Genomic DNA, 14,986 nt, shown 5'->3' with positions numbered 1-14,986 from the left:
TTGCGGCCTTTTTATATGTTGAGCACTTATTTAGTATAAGCGCGTGGCATCGCTGAATCAGTTGTATAACGATCGCGTAGTTTGTCTTGACGCGCTTCGGTTGAAACCTCTTCACCGTTGATCCACATTTTGCTTACGTGTGAGTTAAGCTCAAATGGATCAGCAGACCACATAACTAGGTTTGCACGTTTACCTTTGGCAATTGCGCCTGAGTTTAAACCAAAAACATCAGCAATATTGCTGGTAACTGCGCTAAGTGCACCTTGTTGGCTCATACCGTATGACACAGCATTACCTGCATCAAAACGTAATTGGTAAACGTTGTGGCTTGAGTCACCAGCAACACCAATAATGACTTTTACACCCGCTTTTTCAAGCTTACCTGCGTTAGCAAGGTTTGCATGCATAGAGTCAAAGCTACCCGGTAAGTTAGCCATAGAGCTGATGATCACAGGTACATCCACTTTAGCTAATGTATCAGCAACCACAACAGCATCATCACCGCCATGAATCACTAAATTGATGCCATAGCTTTCTTTTAACTTAACAAGTTCATAGATGTCAGATGCGCGTTGAACACTGGCAATCAGTGGCATATCACCAGCAAGCACAGCTGCTAAAACTTTTTGCTCTGTTGATGGCTCTTTTTTGTCATCTTTTTTAGCTGACTTTTCGCCTTCAAGCTTGTCGATAAGTGTTTTCATCGACATAGCACGTGAGCCTTTACTCTTTTCACCTAAATGAACAACAAGTGCAACTTGCTTTTTATTTACGCTTTCAAAGCTGCCTGATAGATCAACTACAGATGCAAGACCCGCAAAGATACTGTCACCACCGTTTGGTACAATCACATCTTGAGTAATACCGCCCTTGCGTGCATAAGGAATTAAGCTACTGCGTGGGTTGAATGCAAGGCTTGGATCAAAGTCAATGCCTGCTTTGTCGTCACCACCATCGCGCGACCCTGCAACAGCACCCACTTCCACTAAGCCTAATTGGTTCATAGTACCAATAAAGCCTGCAGTCACGATTTGGCCTTTTGCATCAATGGTTGCATCCGCGTTGACAGTCGCTGGGTTAATAGCAACAATTTTGCCATCTTCAATAACAACGCTTGCGCCTTCAAGTACGCCTTGCTCTGTTGAAGTGTGTAGTGTTGCATTGACAATCGCTACCGATGCAGCACTTGCTGTCGCAGAAAATAAGCCAGCAGCAACAAGTGACAGCTTTAATGATTTAGTTAATTTTGTCATCAATGTTACTCCTATTTTTGACCTAGCATGAAATCACTTTGTGCTTGGTATTTATCATCGTTACGATCATAAACTTTGGCACCATCGATAAATACTTGTTCAGCTTTCGCATATACACTGAATGGGTTTTGGTTCCAGATAACCACATCAGCTTGCTTACCTGCTTCAAGTGAACCTGTTTTATCATCAATACCTAGCGATTTAGCCGCGTTTGAAGTGATCCACTTAATTGCGTGTTGCTCAGAGATGTCGTAACCCACATCATTCGCGCGATACATCACTTTACCGGCTTCTTGGTTTAAGCGTTGAATCGTTGTATCTGAATCAGAGTGAACAACGGCACATGAATTTTTAACAGCATCTACAATTGCTACGTTCTCTTGAACCATGTCGTAGGCTTCCATTTTAAAGCCCCACCAATCTGGCCAAAGTGCCGCACAGTTACCGTTTTCAGCAAGTAAGTCAGCAATTTTGTATGCTTCAACACCGTGATGGAAAGTGCCTGAGTGATAACCAAACTCTTTACCAAGGTCGATCATCATGGCCATTTCTTCTGCTTTATAACAGTGGTTATGGATTAATATGTCACCTTCTAACACGCCAGCTAGCGTATCTAGCTTAATGTCGCGGTGAGGTGCTGCAGGGTTTTTACCTGCGGCATAATCACTTTCGTACTTATCCCATTCACGTTTATATTCAGTCGCTTCAATCCACGCTGTGCGGTAGCCCGCCATGTTACCCATACGTGTTGATGGTAAAACACCTTTGCGGCCATAAACACGTTTCGGGTTTTCACCACATGCCATTTTTAAACCATATGGTGCTTCAGGAAACTTCATACCTTGCATCGTGTGCGAGGGAATGTTTTTAAGCGTTACACCGCGGCCACCAATTAAGTTTGCTGAACCAGGTAGAATTTGTAATGACGTAATACCACCTTCACGAGCACGGTTAAAGCCAGGATCTTGCGGCCATACTGAATGCTCAACCCATACTTCTGCAGTCACAGGGCTGGTCATTTCGTTACCATCTTGGTGAGATGCCACCGATGGAGTTGGGTATGCACCTAAATGTGAGTGCACGTCAATAATACCCGGTGTTACCCATTTGCCTTGTGCATCAATTGTTTTATCAGCTTGAACAGATAGGTCTTTACCTACTTGTTGGACTTTGCCATCAACAAAGAATACATCTGCGTCGTCTAAACGCTCACCTGTGCCGGTTAAAACAGTGGCATTAGTGATTAACGTACTTTGTGATGCAAGTGGCTGATAAGTGCTTGGGTATGGGTTTTTGTTAATTGAGACTTTTGGATCTTGTGGGCCATTGTCTTGACAACCCGCTAACGCGACACCAAGCGCCATAACCAACAAGGATGGTGCAAATTTTTGCATTCTTACGTTCCTCTTTTTTATTATTTAATTACTTTAACTAATTGTTAATTCTAATGCGAGTAAACGAGGCCAGTCACCAATATTCAAGACGAATAACCAGCCTCACAGAGCACTATTTCTTTATGTAGTTGTTATATAACTGCTCTAACGCACCTTCGGTAGTTAAGCTCGGATCTTTGTTGATAAAATGTTTCACAGTTCGAGTTACAAAGTCTGAGTTTTGCTTGTGCTGCTTGGCAAAACTTTTAATCAGTGAATCTGCATCGTTAGCTGCGGTTATTTTTTCGTGTCGATGGCGGTATTGACTCAATGCACGGTTAAAATCACCATTATAATCTTCGACCACCAGCTTATAGAATTCTGTTCTGTCGACTTGTAAATCATTAATGCAGTAATTAAGCGCGTCTTTAAAGTCATAAAAGACTTTGCCTTGCACATCAAATTCGGCACGTTTCTCGCGAATAGTGACACTGGCATCTTCAGTTGCATAACTATAACCTTGAAATGCTAATCGCTCTGCCGCCTCTGCACCTAACTTCATGCCTGCTTTAATACTGTGCACAAACTCATCACTCATATCGTGAAGTTCACTTTCATGCCACATGTGATAAACTCTCAGCGCTTTTGCATATTTTGCAGAAAGTTTCTTTTTTAGCTTTGTCACTCGCCCATCAATAGTTAGCACTCGTTCGTTATGCAGTAATGCAAAGCACTCATAACATGCTGGAATTGATATAAATTCGGCCTCTTCGCCTAAATCTATAATGCTTTGCAGCATATGCAGTGGCGGACAAAAATCTCGCTCAGTTGCTTCACAACCACAATAAAAACATTGATTAAAGTGTTTTGATTCAGATGCATAGGCTTGTTGATAATAGCCTGCTAATTTTGTGGTCACTGATGCTCCTTATACTCTGATTAGCCTTTTAAAGAAAAGCTAGAGTTAATACTTAAATGTAACAGCCACGTAAATATCAAGTCTTAAATACGAGCTAATACAGGATTTTTAAAAATTAATTAAAAAATTTTAAGGCTAATTGTGTCAACATTCACACTTTAAAATAGCACTTATCAAGCGGTTAGTTTTGTTTGTTCACATCTACATACTTACTTACATCTTGTCGATTTTCATTAACAGCAATTGTTTTTGTTTAGCGTAATACTTTAAATGTGCCCAGCAAACAGGAAGTGTGCAGTATCCATAATAGCCAGGTCGCACAAATGTTACGTTATAGACAACAACTGGAGAGAAAGATGAATACGTTAACTACAGCACTAGGTACAGCAATAATTTTAGGTTCTTCACTAGCAGCAACTGATGCAAGTGCAGCCCAATTTGTCGCAGCAGATAACTCAGTTGGCACTCAAGCGTGTATGGCTATTGCATCAAATAAGCCACTCAATGTAATCGGAACTATGCGCGATTTACGCTTAAGTAAACGAGTAATGACAGAAAAACTATTTTGCAATGATATGCCAACTAATAAGTTTGTTAGCACTTATGGGTTGCATAACTCTGCGAAATACTTAAATTTTGACATAGCAACAAAAACCAGTATTCAAGATATCGCTAACGTATCTGATGACACTGTGATTGTAATTGCAGGCTCAAAATAATGATGAATACACAGTAGCAGGTCTTTGAAGGCCTGCTACAAATTCCTTCTTCATTAGACTAGCGCAGCTATCAGGCCAAATAAGCCGCCAAACACCCCACCCCAAATTACTAACCAACCTAAATGTTCTTTGATCATGGTTTGAATAATATCTTTTACCATGGTTGGTGTGAGCTCATTCAATCGTTCATCAACTAAACGCTCAACTGTACTGTGTAATGAGCCACCAAGGTGAGATTTTGCAAATAGCTTTTCATCAAGAATGGTTTTAAATTCGTCGCTATTCGAAATATCAATAACCGCCTCTTTCATTTTTTCAATGAAAGGTTCGCGCATTGGCTCGAGCGCATCACGGCCACCAAACATCGACAGCATGCCACCAAATTGAGAGTTTTCGATAACCTCAATTAAAGAGTCATAAGCCGGACTTAAATTAACTTCACTGATCACAGGCTCTAAATCAATATTTGGTTTAGCGAGCGCCATGACCTGATCGATTTTTTCTTCAGCGAAGAACTCGGTCATTACCAAGTTACGAATCGCCACCTTAAAAGACGCAAACTTTAATGTTATAACACCAGAGCCGTATAAAAATGGTACTTTTTCGAATAGCATGTGAATAGCAAGCCAGTTTGTTACTGCGCCCGATAACGCAAATAAACCAACAGAAAGCACAATTGCTTGTTCAAATAAAAATCCGACTAATACTAAGGCAAGTGCCACTAAGTTAGTAATGAGACTTTTATTCATCTGACCCCTCATAAATACTTCGATAAACTTTAACAATATTAACGCTATGGGTTTGTTAATTCATCGTCTTTTTGCCATAGTTTAATTATATGGTTAAAAGGTGAACAAAATTATGTGGAATTCGGTGAATGAACAGATTAGCCAAGCGATGCATTTTGATTTTAAGCATACCTTTAAGCGCCAATTACAATCACCCAATAACGATAAATACTTCCAAATTGGCGATGATTTACACCACTTCTTTGTGAAAGTCGCTCACTTAAGTGATCTGGAGCGCCTAGAGTGCGAAGCCTTTAATCTAGAGCTGTTAACTCAAGAAAGCTTATTTATGATCCCAGATTGCATCACCACAGGTTGCAATATTGAGTTTTCATTTATCGTGCTTGAATGGTTAGAACTTGATAAACAGCCCCATACCAATTGGCATGAAATGGGAGAACACCTTGCTCATTTACACCAAAAGCATACCCAAGCCATGTTCGGCTTAGATAACGACAACTTCCTTGGCCCTACTCTACAACCAAATCGTTGGCACAAAAAATGGGATGTATTTTTTGCTGAAGAACGCATTGGTTGGCAATTGCAGTTATTACAAGAAAAAGGCATTGAGCTTGTTAATCAAGACACCTTCATCGCTTTTGTTAAAGACGCACTGCATAGCCATATTGTAGAGCCTTCGTTATTACACGGTGACTTTTGGCGTCGAAATATGGGCTTTTATAATAATGTGCCCAGTGTGTTTGACCCTGCTTGTTATTATGGTGATCGGGAATGCGATATCGCAATGAGTGAGCTTTATGCACCACTTCCCGATAGCTTTTATGACGCCTATAACGATATCTACCCATTGCAGGTAGGCTACGAGCAACGTAGAGCCATCTACCAACTATACCCTATGCTCAATAATGCCAATATCTTTGCAGGGCACTATCTTACTGAAGCAAAACAACAAATTGATCAGCTCCTGAAATAAGCTAAAAATCACTGTAAAAGGAATGTCACAAACCGCTAAACACAGCTATATTTAGCTTATAAAGCGTATTAATAAAGATGCTAACCGAATTGGTAGCACTACGCTTAAATAAATTCGGTTAGTGAGTTATATCAATCTAATTAAATCTAGATTCATTTTTGATGAGTTAGGGTCTAATGAAGATTGCAATTTAACGAACTCAGGCATGCCTGATTAAGGTAAAAGCTGATGAAAGACCAATACACACAACGGATTTCATGCCCTCACTGTGGCCACCACATTCACGTAGCACTTGATGCAAGTGACGGTGACCAAGATTACTATGAAGATTGCGCAGCATGTTGCAATCCCATCCATTTGAATATGCATATCGATTACGCACGCAACAAACTCGAATTACATGTCGATAGTGACGACGAGCAAATTTTTTAATTTGCTCGTTTTATATGTCCTTCTTGCGAGAGATAATTTTCGACCGTGTTGATAATGGTATAAGTTTGCTGATCGACTTCGATATTTAACTTATCCCCTTCGCGGTAATTATCGAGATTGGTAATAGAGAGAGTTTCTGGGATTAAGTGCAACCAAAAGCCCTGCTCATCAACTTCACCTACAGTGAGGCTTGCCCCATTAACGCTCACAAATCCCTTATAAAGCACGTATTTTTGCCACTCTTTTGCTAATGCTAATTGCATTTTACAGTTGTCTTGATGGTTTTTAATTGAAAGTATCTCGGCCATACAATGAATGTGGCCTGATACGATATGCCCGCCCAGTTCAGTCCCAAAAGTCACTGAACGTTCAAAATTCACCGTATCATTGACAGCCAGCTTACCTAGGTTGGTTAACTTCAATGTTTCATCAATCACATCAAAATTTATAACACAGCACCCTTGAGTGTCTGATGCAAACTTCACCACGGTTAAACAACAACCATTAATGGCTATGCTAGCGCCGATATTCAGGTTTTCAGCGTATTGCTGTTCTACTTGTAAAGCTAGCCTTAGTACACCGCCTTGGTTAGTAGCATCAACCACAACGGCTTGCGTTTGCACAATTCCAGTGAACATCGCTTTCTCTTTTCTTCATTAAATAGATAACTGCGATTTTTATTGATCTATGAATAGATTACAATGGCTGTCTGTTTATTTAGTTGTGTATTTTATGTCTTTTTGTAGTTGGGAAGCCAAAAGGTTAATTTCGTTAGCCATTCCTGTTTTTTTGGCACAGGTAACCCTTATTTTAATGACGGTTGTAGATACCGTGATGGCAGGCCAAGTAAGTGCAACAGACTTGGCAGCACTTTCTATTGCAACGGGTATTTGGAATCCGTTAATGCTTGCACTGCAAGGCATATTATTGGCGTTAACGGGTATCATAGCGCAGTTTGCTGGTTCAAACGATAAACAAGGTATTAGCCACTACTTTCAACAAGGTCTGTATCTGGCGTTAGTACTTGCCATAATCGGTTTAGGGCTGGCAAGCCTTGCTGATACAGTGCTTAGTCAATTAGACACCTCACAGTCTATTACCCATTTAGCTGAGCAATACATTCATTTTGTAAAATGGGGTATTTTTGGTTTTTTACTTTTCAGTGTGTACCGCAATATCACTGAAGGTATGGGAATGACCAAACCTGCTTTCTACATTAGCTTAATTGGCTTAGCGGTCAATATTCCTGCCAATTACGTATTTATACACGGTAAATTAGGTTTTCAAGCCTACGGTGGCGCGGGCTGTGGTATTGCCACGGCACTGGTATTTACAGCAATGGCGTTAACTCAGGTTATTTATTGTCACTTTAATAGAAAGATTGATGCCAAAGCATTATTAGCAAATTTTAGAGCGCCAAAGCCCGCTACTTTATGGACTATCACCAAAGTGGGTATTCCAATTTCATTAGCTACTTTTTTTGAAGTTACGCTATTTGCCTGTATTCCTTTGTTTATAGCGCACTTAGGTGCTGTTGCTGTTGCCGGCCACCAAATTGCAGCCAGTGTGACGACTTTATTGTTTATGATGCCGTTGAGCCTCTCAATTGCGATTAGCATTCGAATAGGCAATTTATTTGGCCAACAACATTATCAGCAGTTAAAAAATGCCGTTAAAACAAGTTATATTCTCGCGGCAATTATTGCTTTTCTGCTGGCAAGTGTGACCTTTTTTGCCCGAGATATTATAAACCAATTGTATTCTGATAACCCTGAAGTATTAGCCCTTGCCTCTTCAATCATGGTACTTGCTTGTATCTACCAGTTACCAGATGCCCTGCAAGTTTCTGCCAATGGTATTTTGCGGGGGTTAAAATACACGGCACCAATTGGCTATATCACCTTTGTATCCTATTGGTTGATCGGCTTTGCGCTTGGCTTCGTACTTGCTCGTACAGATTTAATTGTTCCAGCAATGGGCCCTCATGGCTTTTGGATAGGCATTATTGTGGGGTTAAGTGCCGCAGCAATTATGTTGATGTTCACTGTTCATAGGCGATTTAAACATGCACCTTTTTTGCAAAACCAATAGCCTTCTAAACTCTATCATCGCAACAGCGTGCGTGGCACTTATTGCCTGCATGCCCTCTTCCGGTGATGTAAATCACACCTACGCGCAACGATTAGAAAACGTGCTTAAAACCGAAAGTTTTAAGCTATCTAAACCAAGTACAATAACTGTTAACCACTTTACTGAAAATACTGAAGATAAAGCAACCATTGGTATGCTTGAACTTGCCCAGTTACGACAGTGTAAACTTGCAACCCTTATTGCTGAGCACAATAACCAGCTTGGCAAAACTGCAACGCCTGCTAACATTCTTAGTTATCAAATTAAGTTTATTCAAAGCGCAAAGGAGTGCTTAGAAAGCTTTGAAGAACAAGATGAGCTATTTGAAAAAATAAAACTCACCGCAATACAAAAACAAGCAAACCTTGCTAACTACTTTAGAGCTATGCTGCTCAACGAAAGCGAGTTTAAGCAAAGCTGGCAGCTAAGCTCGACACACATTGATGAAAACACCGCAGGTTTTAGCGAAACCGTGAGCGCGATGGAGCAAATTGCTAAGTTAAACAATCAAATTAATACCGGCAAAATAAACGCTATAGAGCCAGAGCAAATCATCAACCAACTCGAAGTATTAAATCGTTTTAAATACAACAAGCTACTCATTTCTGCGGCTCGTGTGCAAACACATTACAATCAACAATTAACAGCGCTGCTCATGAAGTATTCAAAAGATGATCTCTGCCCTGCAAACAAGAATAAACAAAAAGCGCAAACGTTGAGTAATGTGTTTAAAAAGTTTTATTTAGAGCAACTACAGCCTTATCAATCATTCTTAGTGGGTCGATTAGAAACTCTACAACCTCTTTACCAGCAAATATGGCGTGACACAGAATTGGCCCAGTTTGTAAATAGCGAAAGTAATGACGCAATTTTACAAAGTCTTAAGCACTCTGCGAAAAGCCATGTTGCTTGGTGGCAAGGTTTTTACAGAACGTGCGAAATTAGTCCGTTATGAATAAAAAACCAGCACTTAGCACAAAAATAGCTAAAGCTGCTTGATTCACACAACCAGTCGCTATATATTAGCCTCCGTTGTTTAGCCACGCTAACAACAGTTTTAAATCAAAATACAACCGTAGCTCAGTTGGTTAGAGCACTACCTTGACATGGTAGGGGTCGGTGGTTCGAATCCACTCGGTTGTACCACGATTTACCTTCTTGAATCTAAATTGGCTTTTTAGTCAAACTTACAGTACGACCGTAGCTCAGTTGGTTAGAGCGCTACCTTGACATGGTAGAGGTCGGTGGTTCGAATCCACTCGGTCGTACCAATTCTTAATGCTCCAAATTTAAAACATCCCTAGCTCAGTTGGTTAGAGCACTACCGCTCTCTATGACCCACGCCAAAATCGGTGGTTCGAATCCACTCGGTCGTACCAATTCTTAATTTTCCAAATTTAAAATATCTGTAGCTCAGTTGGTTAGAACACTACCGCTCTCTATGACCCACGCCAAATTCGGTGGTTCGAATCCAGTCGGTCGTACCAATTCTTAATGTTCCAAATTTAAAATATATGTAGCTCAGTTGGTTAGAGCACTACCACTCTCTATGACCCACGCCAAATTCGGTGGTTCGAATCCAGTCGGTCGTACCAATTCTTAATTTTCCAAATTTAAAATATGTAGTTCAGTTGTTTAACGCACTACTGCTTCAATCGTTTGCTCTCAGTCTCATACCCTGAATTAACGTTATGAAACTGAGTAGGAGCAGTAAAAAATTTATTAATTGGCGAGTTTCAAACCAATAATGCCAAGGGCGATCAGTAGCAAGCTGGCTATTTTTAATAGACTCACGCCTTCAGCTAATAGTGTCATGCCTATTATTGCTGAGCCAATAACGCCGATACCAACCCAAACCGCATAAGCCAAACTAAGTGGTAATGATTTGAGCGCCACACTTAAGCAATAAAAGCTGGCAGCCATGGTTAAGATTGTAAAGAATGAAATGAGGGGTTTTGTAAAACCGTCTGATTGTTTTAAGCCATAAGCCCAAGCGACTTCAAGTAAGCCAGCAGCAATAAGTAGGATCCAATTCATGGTCGACCTCTTTATGGGGTCGTCCCCGAATTTAATTACAACTTTAAGGTCGTCCTTAAAGCGGTATAGAACATCACCACACACGGCGCAATTTAGCACGCCCAAATTACCAAGGCAACTATAGCCATAAACTCACAGTTAGCGACCAATAATCAGTGCGCCACCTTGAGCTAATAAGTTTAAGGTTAACTTGCCACTGTTACTTACTGTGACTTGCTTAGTACCAGTGCTGCCATCTTTTTTATCAAACAACAGGGTGATTTTTTTACCCGCTAACATAGGTAAATCGATATCGAATTTTTTGGTTTTATTTTCACCATTCACGGCTGCTACCCACCATGTTTGTTGATGACGCCTTGCGATCGTTACATCTTGACCCGGTTGACCTGCAATATAACGTGTTTCATCCCATACCGTTGGCATCGCCTTTAAAGTATCAATAACAAATTGGGGTTGCTCTGCAAGGTTATTTGGCGTCAGCCCAAAATGTTGCACTGGTGATTGATAAAGCACACCTGTTGCCAGTTCAAATGTATCTGTGGTTTTACGAATAGTGCCGACTGTTTGATCTTGCGATAAGCGTTTGTTTAAAAACACAGGGGCAAAATCCATAGCGCCAATAGCATTACGAGTGAATGGTAAAATAGTCGCGTTATAGGCATGTAAATCTAACGAATTTTGATGAAAAACAAGGTTCTCCGATGCCAGTACCGCTTCAGAAGTAACGAAGTTAGGATACATTCTTTCCCAGCCACGCGGGATGGTGCTGCCATGAAAGGTGATCACTAAACCATACTGATTTGCATCTGTAAGAATATCTTCATACAGTTTAATGGTTTCTTGTTTATCACCACCAAAAAAGTCTACTTTCAGCCCTTTTACACCAATGCTTTGCAGCCACGCCATTTCATTTCGACGTGCAGGTGCACTGTTCATTCTATTTTGTGGGGTCTGTGGTGCATCATTCCACCAGCCATTTGAGTTGTACCACAAAATAACATCAACGCCCTTTCCATTGGCGTACTTAACCAATTCAGCTATTCTCTCGCGGCCAATGTTTTTATCCCACCAATTGTCGATTAATACATATTCAAAATTTAATGATGCAGCTAAGTCAATAAATTTGATTTGGTCATCGTAGTTGATACTTGGGTCTTGCCAAACAATCCAGCTCCATGTTGAACGACCCATTTTATAATTTTGACTTGCTTGATAAAGTGGTTTAACCAAATCAAATGCCACGGTTGATTCAACAATTGGCTTTAAACTCGCTCCTAACGTGATGGTGCGCCAAGGTGTGGTTGCAGGCATTGCCATAGCGGCATAAGTTGCACCTATGCCATTGTTTTCACCGGCCTGAGGAAATGAAATACGATAAATACCGTCTTTCGTACCTTCACTTAATTTTGAGCCAACATAATGGCTATCAACACCGGTTTCAGAAATTAATAACCAGCCTTTGTCGCTATTTTTAAATAATGCAGGAAAGGTATAACCCACGCCATTCGCTGACGGTGTTCCAAGGGCTTCGTTAAAGGTGTAAGGCTCTTCGTAACTTGGTTTTGTTTGCATCCAGCCCGTTTCAGGTAAGGCTTGTGGGCTTATAAATGTAGTTGCATTATCTGGTAGGTTAAAAGCACTGTATTCAGCTAGCACCTTGATACGGGTATCTGTTTCAGCTCCCGATATCTGATAACGAAATGCAACATCGCTATCAGACACATTAAACTCGACGCCAAGCATTCTGCCGTCTTGGTTTTCAAATTGCGCTTTGAGTGTATTCGCTGTGTAATTTACGTCACTCACCTTCGCATTATGCAGTTTATAGCTTTCATTGACTGAAGCTGTTGTATGGCTTTTATATTTGAGGCTTTGTGAAAAATCACCTAGGTTGGTATTTAAACCAAGCTCTGATTGCTGCAAAAAAACCTGATTGCCATAATTTACGCTATAAACAAGCTGGTTTTGTTGTTTTTCGAGTTTTACAGTTATTTGTCCATCAGGGCTTGTAACGCTAAGCGGTAATTGTGCGTGAGCAAGCATAGAGCTTGTGAGAAGTGATATATAGAGACTTTGCTTTATCATTGTTGTTATCCTTAAGCTGCAAAAGCATTAAGTGATATCATAATACAAATGCAAACTTTTTGTCACTCAAGTCTACAACTATAAGCTGTGACCGAAAAATGTACTCCATCCGTTAGATATTGTTACAGTTCCTAGGTTGTATATTTACGACAAAAGGCTAAGCTTTAGATAAATAACAAAAACTTAAACAATTTATGAAACTATTAACAGTGCTCTTTTTATTCGCCTCATATCAAGCCCTTGCGGGTCTAACACCTGTTAGTTTTGAAAAAAATGGTGAAATCGTCACTGAAGAAGCGGTGCGTTTCAACGGCGGATACGGTTATAACCTAAGTGCCAAACATGTTTTAAAGCTCGTCACTTTAGATTGGCCTCCTTATATTGACGAAAACTTGTGTAACAAGGGCTGGCTCTATCAATTTACTGTCAGCTCACTTCTTGAAAAAGGTTATGGCATACACATTGGTTTCTACCCATGGGCGCGTGCCGTTAGAGAAGCTGAATTAGGGCGCGCTGATATTCTTTTTCCTGAGTACTTCATTGAAGATGATGTTGTATCAGATAATTTTCTTAGTAAAACTCGCAACAATTTACTTGCTTTAAGTCATGAAATACCTGGTGGAGATCTATCATTCGTGGCGTTAAAAGGAAATCAAATCCCTTTCAATGGTGATTTAAAATCAGTTGAGAATTTACCTATTGGTGTAGTCCGCTCTTATAAAAACACCAAAAAACTCGATGCTATGATTGATAATAAAGAAATCGATACAATCGTCGCTAATAACGAGTACCAACTAATTCACCTGTTACTTAGTAACCGCGTAAGCCTGATTGTGGCGGACCTTGAAGTGTTAAAAGCCAGTGTTTACAAGTCTGAATTATCAATTAGCGGCAAACGACAAATTCTAGAATCACTGGTCGCGCTAGAACCAAAGCTTGAATACAAACCGCTTTATTATTCTATTAGTAAATCAACGCCGCACTGGCAAAAAGTTTTAAAAGATTTAAATAATGAAATTGAACTGATGCAACAAAGCGGCAAGTTTGATGAATATATTGAAAGAATGAAACAACAGTGCTACGGATCAGACAAAGCGGCATAACCGCCGCTATATTTTGATTAAATCAGTACGCTATTGGGGACTACTCGGGCACTCTAACCCAACCTTCCATCAACACACGCGCACTTCGGCTCATACTTGCTTTAGTGACTTGCCAATTGCCATCAACAAGTGTTGCAGCAGCGCCGACTTTTAAAGTGCCAGAAGGATGACCAAAGTTTACCTCTTGTCGCTCACCACCGCCTGCAGCAAGATTTACTAAAGTTCCAGGTATGGCAGCTGCAGTACCTATTGCTACCGCAGCCGTGCCCATCATAGCATGGTGCAATTTACCCATCGACATAGCACGTACCACTAAATCAATATCGGTTTCATTTACAACTTTACCGCTTGATGCGTGATACGTTTTAGCAGGTGCAACCCAAGCTACTTTTGGCGTATGTTGGCGTGCCTTTGCTTCATCAATATGAGAAATTAGCCCCATTTTCAACGCCCCATAGGCACGAATCGTTTCTAACTTTTCAAGTGCCGATGCATCACCGTTAATAGCTTCTTGCAGCTCTGTGCCATCATAACCAACTTCACTGGCGTTAATGAAAACTGTCGGAATACCAGCATTGATCATCGTTGCAGACAACATACCAATACCCGGCACTTCTAGCTCATCGACTAAGTTACCTGTGGGGAATAAGGCCCCTTCGCCATCTGCAGGGTCCATAAATTCAAGTTTTACTTGAGCGGCTGGAAAGGTCACGCCATCAAGCTCAAAATCACCAGTTTCTTGCACTTCGCCGTTAGTAATTGGCACATGTACTATAATGGTTTTACTAATATTGACTTGCCAAACTTTAACTTCGACAACGCCGTTGTCTGGAATTTTGCTGGCATCAACAAGGCCGTTCGACACAGCAAAGGCTCCGACTGCAGAAGTTAAATTTCCGCAGTTACCACTCCAATCAACAAACGCTTTATCGATAGCTACTTGACCAAATAGATAATCAACATCGTGATCAGGTTTCGCGCTTTTTGATAATATTACCGTCTTACTGGTACTTGAGGTTGCACCGCCCATACCATCAGTTTGTTTTTGGTAAGGATCGGGGCTACCAATCACACGTAACAACAGGTTATCGCGCGCCTCACCTGCCACTTGGGCAGGCTCAGGTAAGTCAGTTAAGTTAAAGAAAACCCCTTTACTGGTGCCGCCACGCATATAGGTCGCTGGCACCTTAATTTGTGGTTTAAACGCCATCGC

Annotated in this window: 14 protein-coding genes and 2 tRNA genes; 8 read left to right on the top strand and 8 right to left on the bottom strand. The window is 40.8% G+C overall.

Annotated elements, in window-relative coordinates; translation table 11 throughout:
- Positions 1–26 precede the first annotated feature (26 nt).
- The 3 genes from AOG27_RS19880 to AOG27_RS19870 form a co-directional block, all read right to left on the bottom strand.
- A complete protein-coding gene (locus AOG27_RS19880) occupies positions 27–1,253 on the bottom strand; it encodes an amidohydrolase family protein (protein WP_054554740.1) in 1,227 nt (408 codons plus the stop codon).
- 11 nt (positions 1,254–1,264) lie between these two features.
- Positions 1,265–2,647: an amidohydrolase gene (locus AOG27_RS19875; protein ID WP_054554739.1), complete on the bottom strand. Its 1,383-nt coding sequence runs from the start codon at positions 2,645–2,647 to the stop codon at positions 1,265–1,267.
- 112 nt (positions 2,648–2,759) lie between these two features.
- The gene (locus AOG27_RS19870) at positions 2,760–3,545 is read right to left on the bottom strand and encodes a hypothetical protein (protein WP_054554738.1); all 786 of its coding nucleotides are present in this window, start codon (positions 3,543–3,545) and stop codon (positions 2,760–2,762) included.
- A gap of 356 nt (positions 3,546–3,901) precedes the next feature.
- On the opposite strand from AOG27_RS19870, the gene AOG27_RS19865 reads away from it, so the two are divergent.
- A complete protein-coding gene (locus tag AOG27_RS19865; protein ID WP_054554737.1) occupies positions 3,902–4,264 on the top strand; it encodes a DUF3718 domain-containing protein in 363 nt (120 codons plus the stop codon).
- A 53-nt stretch (positions 4,265–4,317) separates the two neighbouring features.
- Here the strand turns inward: AOG27_RS19865 and AOG27_RS19860 are convergent, their stop codons facing one another.
- Positions 4,318–5,013, bottom strand: a complete 696-nt coding sequence (locus AOG27_RS19860; protein ID WP_054554736.1) for a hypothetical protein — start codon at positions 5,011–5,013, stop codon at positions 4,318–4,320.
- A 112-nt stretch (positions 5,014–5,125) separates the two neighbouring features.
- Between AOG27_RS19860 and AOG27_RS19855 the strand changes: the two genes are divergently transcribed.
- The gene (locus AOG27_RS19855) at positions 5,126–5,986 is read left to right on the top strand and encodes a fructosamine kinase family protein (protein ID WP_054554735.1); all 861 of its coding nucleotides are present in this window, start codon (positions 5,126–5,128) and stop codon (positions 5,984–5,986) included.
- A gap of 228 nt (positions 5,987–6,214) precedes the next feature.
- The gene (locus AOG27_RS19850; protein ID WP_054554734.1) at positions 6,215–6,418 is read left to right on the top strand and encodes a CPXCG motif-containing cysteine-rich protein; all 204 of its coding nucleotides are present in this window, start codon (positions 6,215–6,217) and stop codon (positions 6,416–6,418) included.
- Here AOG27_RS19850 and AOG27_RS19845 read toward each other — a convergent pair.
- The gene (locus AOG27_RS19845; RefSeq protein ID WP_054554733.1) at positions 6,415–7,056 is read right to left on the bottom strand and encodes a riboflavin synthase; all 642 of its coding nucleotides are present in this window, start codon (positions 7,054–7,056) and stop codon (positions 6,415–6,417) included. The two genes, AOG27_RS19850 and AOG27_RS19845, sit on opposite strands and share 4 nt — an antisense overlap.
- Before the next feature lie 94 nt (positions 7,057–7,150).
- On the opposite strand from AOG27_RS19845, the gene AOG27_RS19840 reads away from it, so the two are divergent.
- The 4 genes from AOG27_RS19840 to AOG27_RS19825 all read left to right on the top strand — a co-directional run bounded on the left by AOG27_RS19840 (position 7,151) and on the right by AOG27_RS19825 (position 9,819).
- Positions 7,151–8,509 carry an MATE family efflux transporter gene (locus tag AOG27_RS19840; protein WP_054554732.1) on the top strand — a complete coding sequence of 453 codons (1,359 nt, stop codon included), beginning with the start codon at positions 7,151–7,153 and terminating at the stop codon, positions 8,507–8,509.
- Positions 8,484–9,503 carry a DUF3080 family protein gene (locus tag AOG27_RS19835; RefSeq protein WP_054554731.1) on the top strand — a complete coding sequence of 340 codons (1,020 nt, stop codon included), beginning with the start codon at positions 8,484–8,486 and terminating at the stop codon, positions 9,501–9,503. Before AOG27_RS19840 ends, AOG27_RS19835 begins: the two co-directional genes overlap by 26 nt.
- A 114-nt stretch (positions 9,504–9,617) precedes the next feature.
- Positions 9,618–9,694: transfer RNA gene (locus AOG27_RS19830), tRNA-Val, on the top strand.
- 48 nt (positions 9,695–9,742) lie between these two features.
- A tRNA-Val gene (locus AOG27_RS19825) sits at positions 9,743–9,819 on the top strand.
- Between the two features lie 451 nt (positions 9,820–10,270).
- On the opposite strand, the gene AOG27_RS19820 is transcribed toward AOG27_RS19825, so the two are convergent.
- A complete protein-coding gene (locus tag AOG27_RS19820) occupies positions 10,271–10,585 on the bottom strand; it encodes a DMT family transporter (RefSeq protein ID WP_054554730.1) in 315 nt (104 codons plus the stop codon).
- Between the two features lie 138 nt (positions 10,586–10,723).
- The gene (locus AOG27_RS19815) at positions 10,724–12,670 is read right to left on the bottom strand and encodes a glycoside hydrolase family 97 protein (RefSeq protein ID WP_054554729.1); all 1,947 of its coding nucleotides are present in this window, start codon (positions 12,668–12,670) and stop codon (positions 10,724–10,726) included.
- A 194-nt stretch (positions 12,671–12,864) separates the two neighbouring features.
- On the opposite strand from AOG27_RS19815, the gene AOG27_RS19810 reads away from it, so the two are divergent.
- Positions 12,865–13,773 (top strand): substrate-binding periplasmic protein, encoded by a 909-nt coding sequence (locus AOG27_RS19810; RefSeq protein WP_054554728.1) that lies wholly within the window; start codon positions 12,865–12,867, stop codon positions 13,771–13,773.
- 40 nt (positions 13,774–13,813) lie between these two features.
- On the opposite strand, the gene prpF is transcribed toward AOG27_RS19810, so the two are convergent.
- Positions 13,814–14,983 carry a 2-methylaconitate cis-trans isomerase PrpF gene (gene prpF / locus AOG27_RS19805; protein WP_054554727.1) on the bottom strand — a complete coding sequence of 390 codons (1,170 nt, stop codon included), beginning with the start codon at positions 14,981–14,983 and terminating at the stop codon, positions 13,814–13,816.
- Between the last annotated feature and the right edge of the window lie 3 nt (positions 14,984–14,986).

This window comes from Pseudoalteromonas lipolytica, from assembly GCF_001306915.1.
GTDB classification, from domain to species: Bacteria; Pseudomonadota; Gammaproteobacteria; order Enterobacterales; family Alteromonadaceae; genus Pseudoalteromonas; species Pseudoalteromonas simplex.
Note: the sequence above shows the minus strand (reverse complement) of the source record. Positions and strands in the feature narration are given on the sequence as shown.

Excerpts from the sequence above, each read along its gene's own strand:
- AOG27_RS19875 (WP_054554739.1), bottom strand. The coding sequence starts at position 2,647 with ATGCAAAAATTTGCACCATCCTTGTTGGTTATGGCGCTTGGTGTCGCG.
- AOG27_RS19860 (WP_054554736.1), bottom strand. The coding sequence starts at position 5,013 with ATGAATAAAAGTCTCATTACTAACTTAGTGGCACTTGCCTTAGTATTA.
- prpF (WP_054554727.1), bottom strand. The coding sequence starts at position 14,983 with ATGGCGTTTAAACCACAAATTAAGGTGCCAGCGACCTATATGCGTGGC.
- AOG27_RS19810 (WP_054554728.1), top strand. The coding sequence starts at position 12,865 with ATGAAACTATTAACAGTGCTCTTTTTATTCGCCTCATATCAAGCCCTT.
- AOG27_RS19880 (WP_054554740.1), bottom strand. The coding sequence starts at position 1,253 with ATGACAAAATTAACTAAATCATTAAAGCTGTCACTTGTTGCTGCTGGC.
- AOG27_RS19815 (WP_054554729.1), bottom strand. The coding sequence starts at position 12,670 with ATGATAAAGCAAAGTCTCTATATATCACTTCTCACAAGCTCTATGCTT.
- AOG27_RS19820 (WP_054554730.1), bottom strand. The coding sequence starts at position 10,585 with ATGAATTGGATCCTACTTATTGCTGCTGGCTTACTTGAAGTCGCTTGG.
- AOG27_RS19835 (WP_054554731.1), top strand. The coding sequence starts at position 8,484 with ATGCACCTTTTTTGCAAAACCAATAGCCTTCTAAACTCTATCATCGCA.
- AOG27_RS19855 (WP_054554735.1), top strand. The coding sequence starts at position 5,126 with ATGTGGAATTCGGTGAATGAACAGATTAGCCAAGCGATGCATTTTGAT.
- AOG27_RS19850 (WP_054554734.1), top strand. The coding sequence starts at position 6,215 with ATGAAAGACCAATACACACAACGGATTTCATGCCCTCACTGTGGCCAC.
- AOG27_RS19840 (WP_054554732.1), top strand. The coding sequence starts at position 7,151 with ATGTCTTTTTGTAGTTGGGAAGCCAAAAGGTTAATTTCGTTAGCCATT.
- AOG27_RS19865 (WP_054554737.1), top strand. The coding sequence starts at position 3,902 with ATGAATACGTTAACTACAGCACTAGGTACAGCAATAATTTTAGGTTCT.
- AOG27_RS19845 (WP_054554733.1), bottom strand. The coding sequence starts at position 7,056 with ATGTTCACTGGAATTGTGCAAACGCAAGCCGTTGTGGTTGATGCTACT.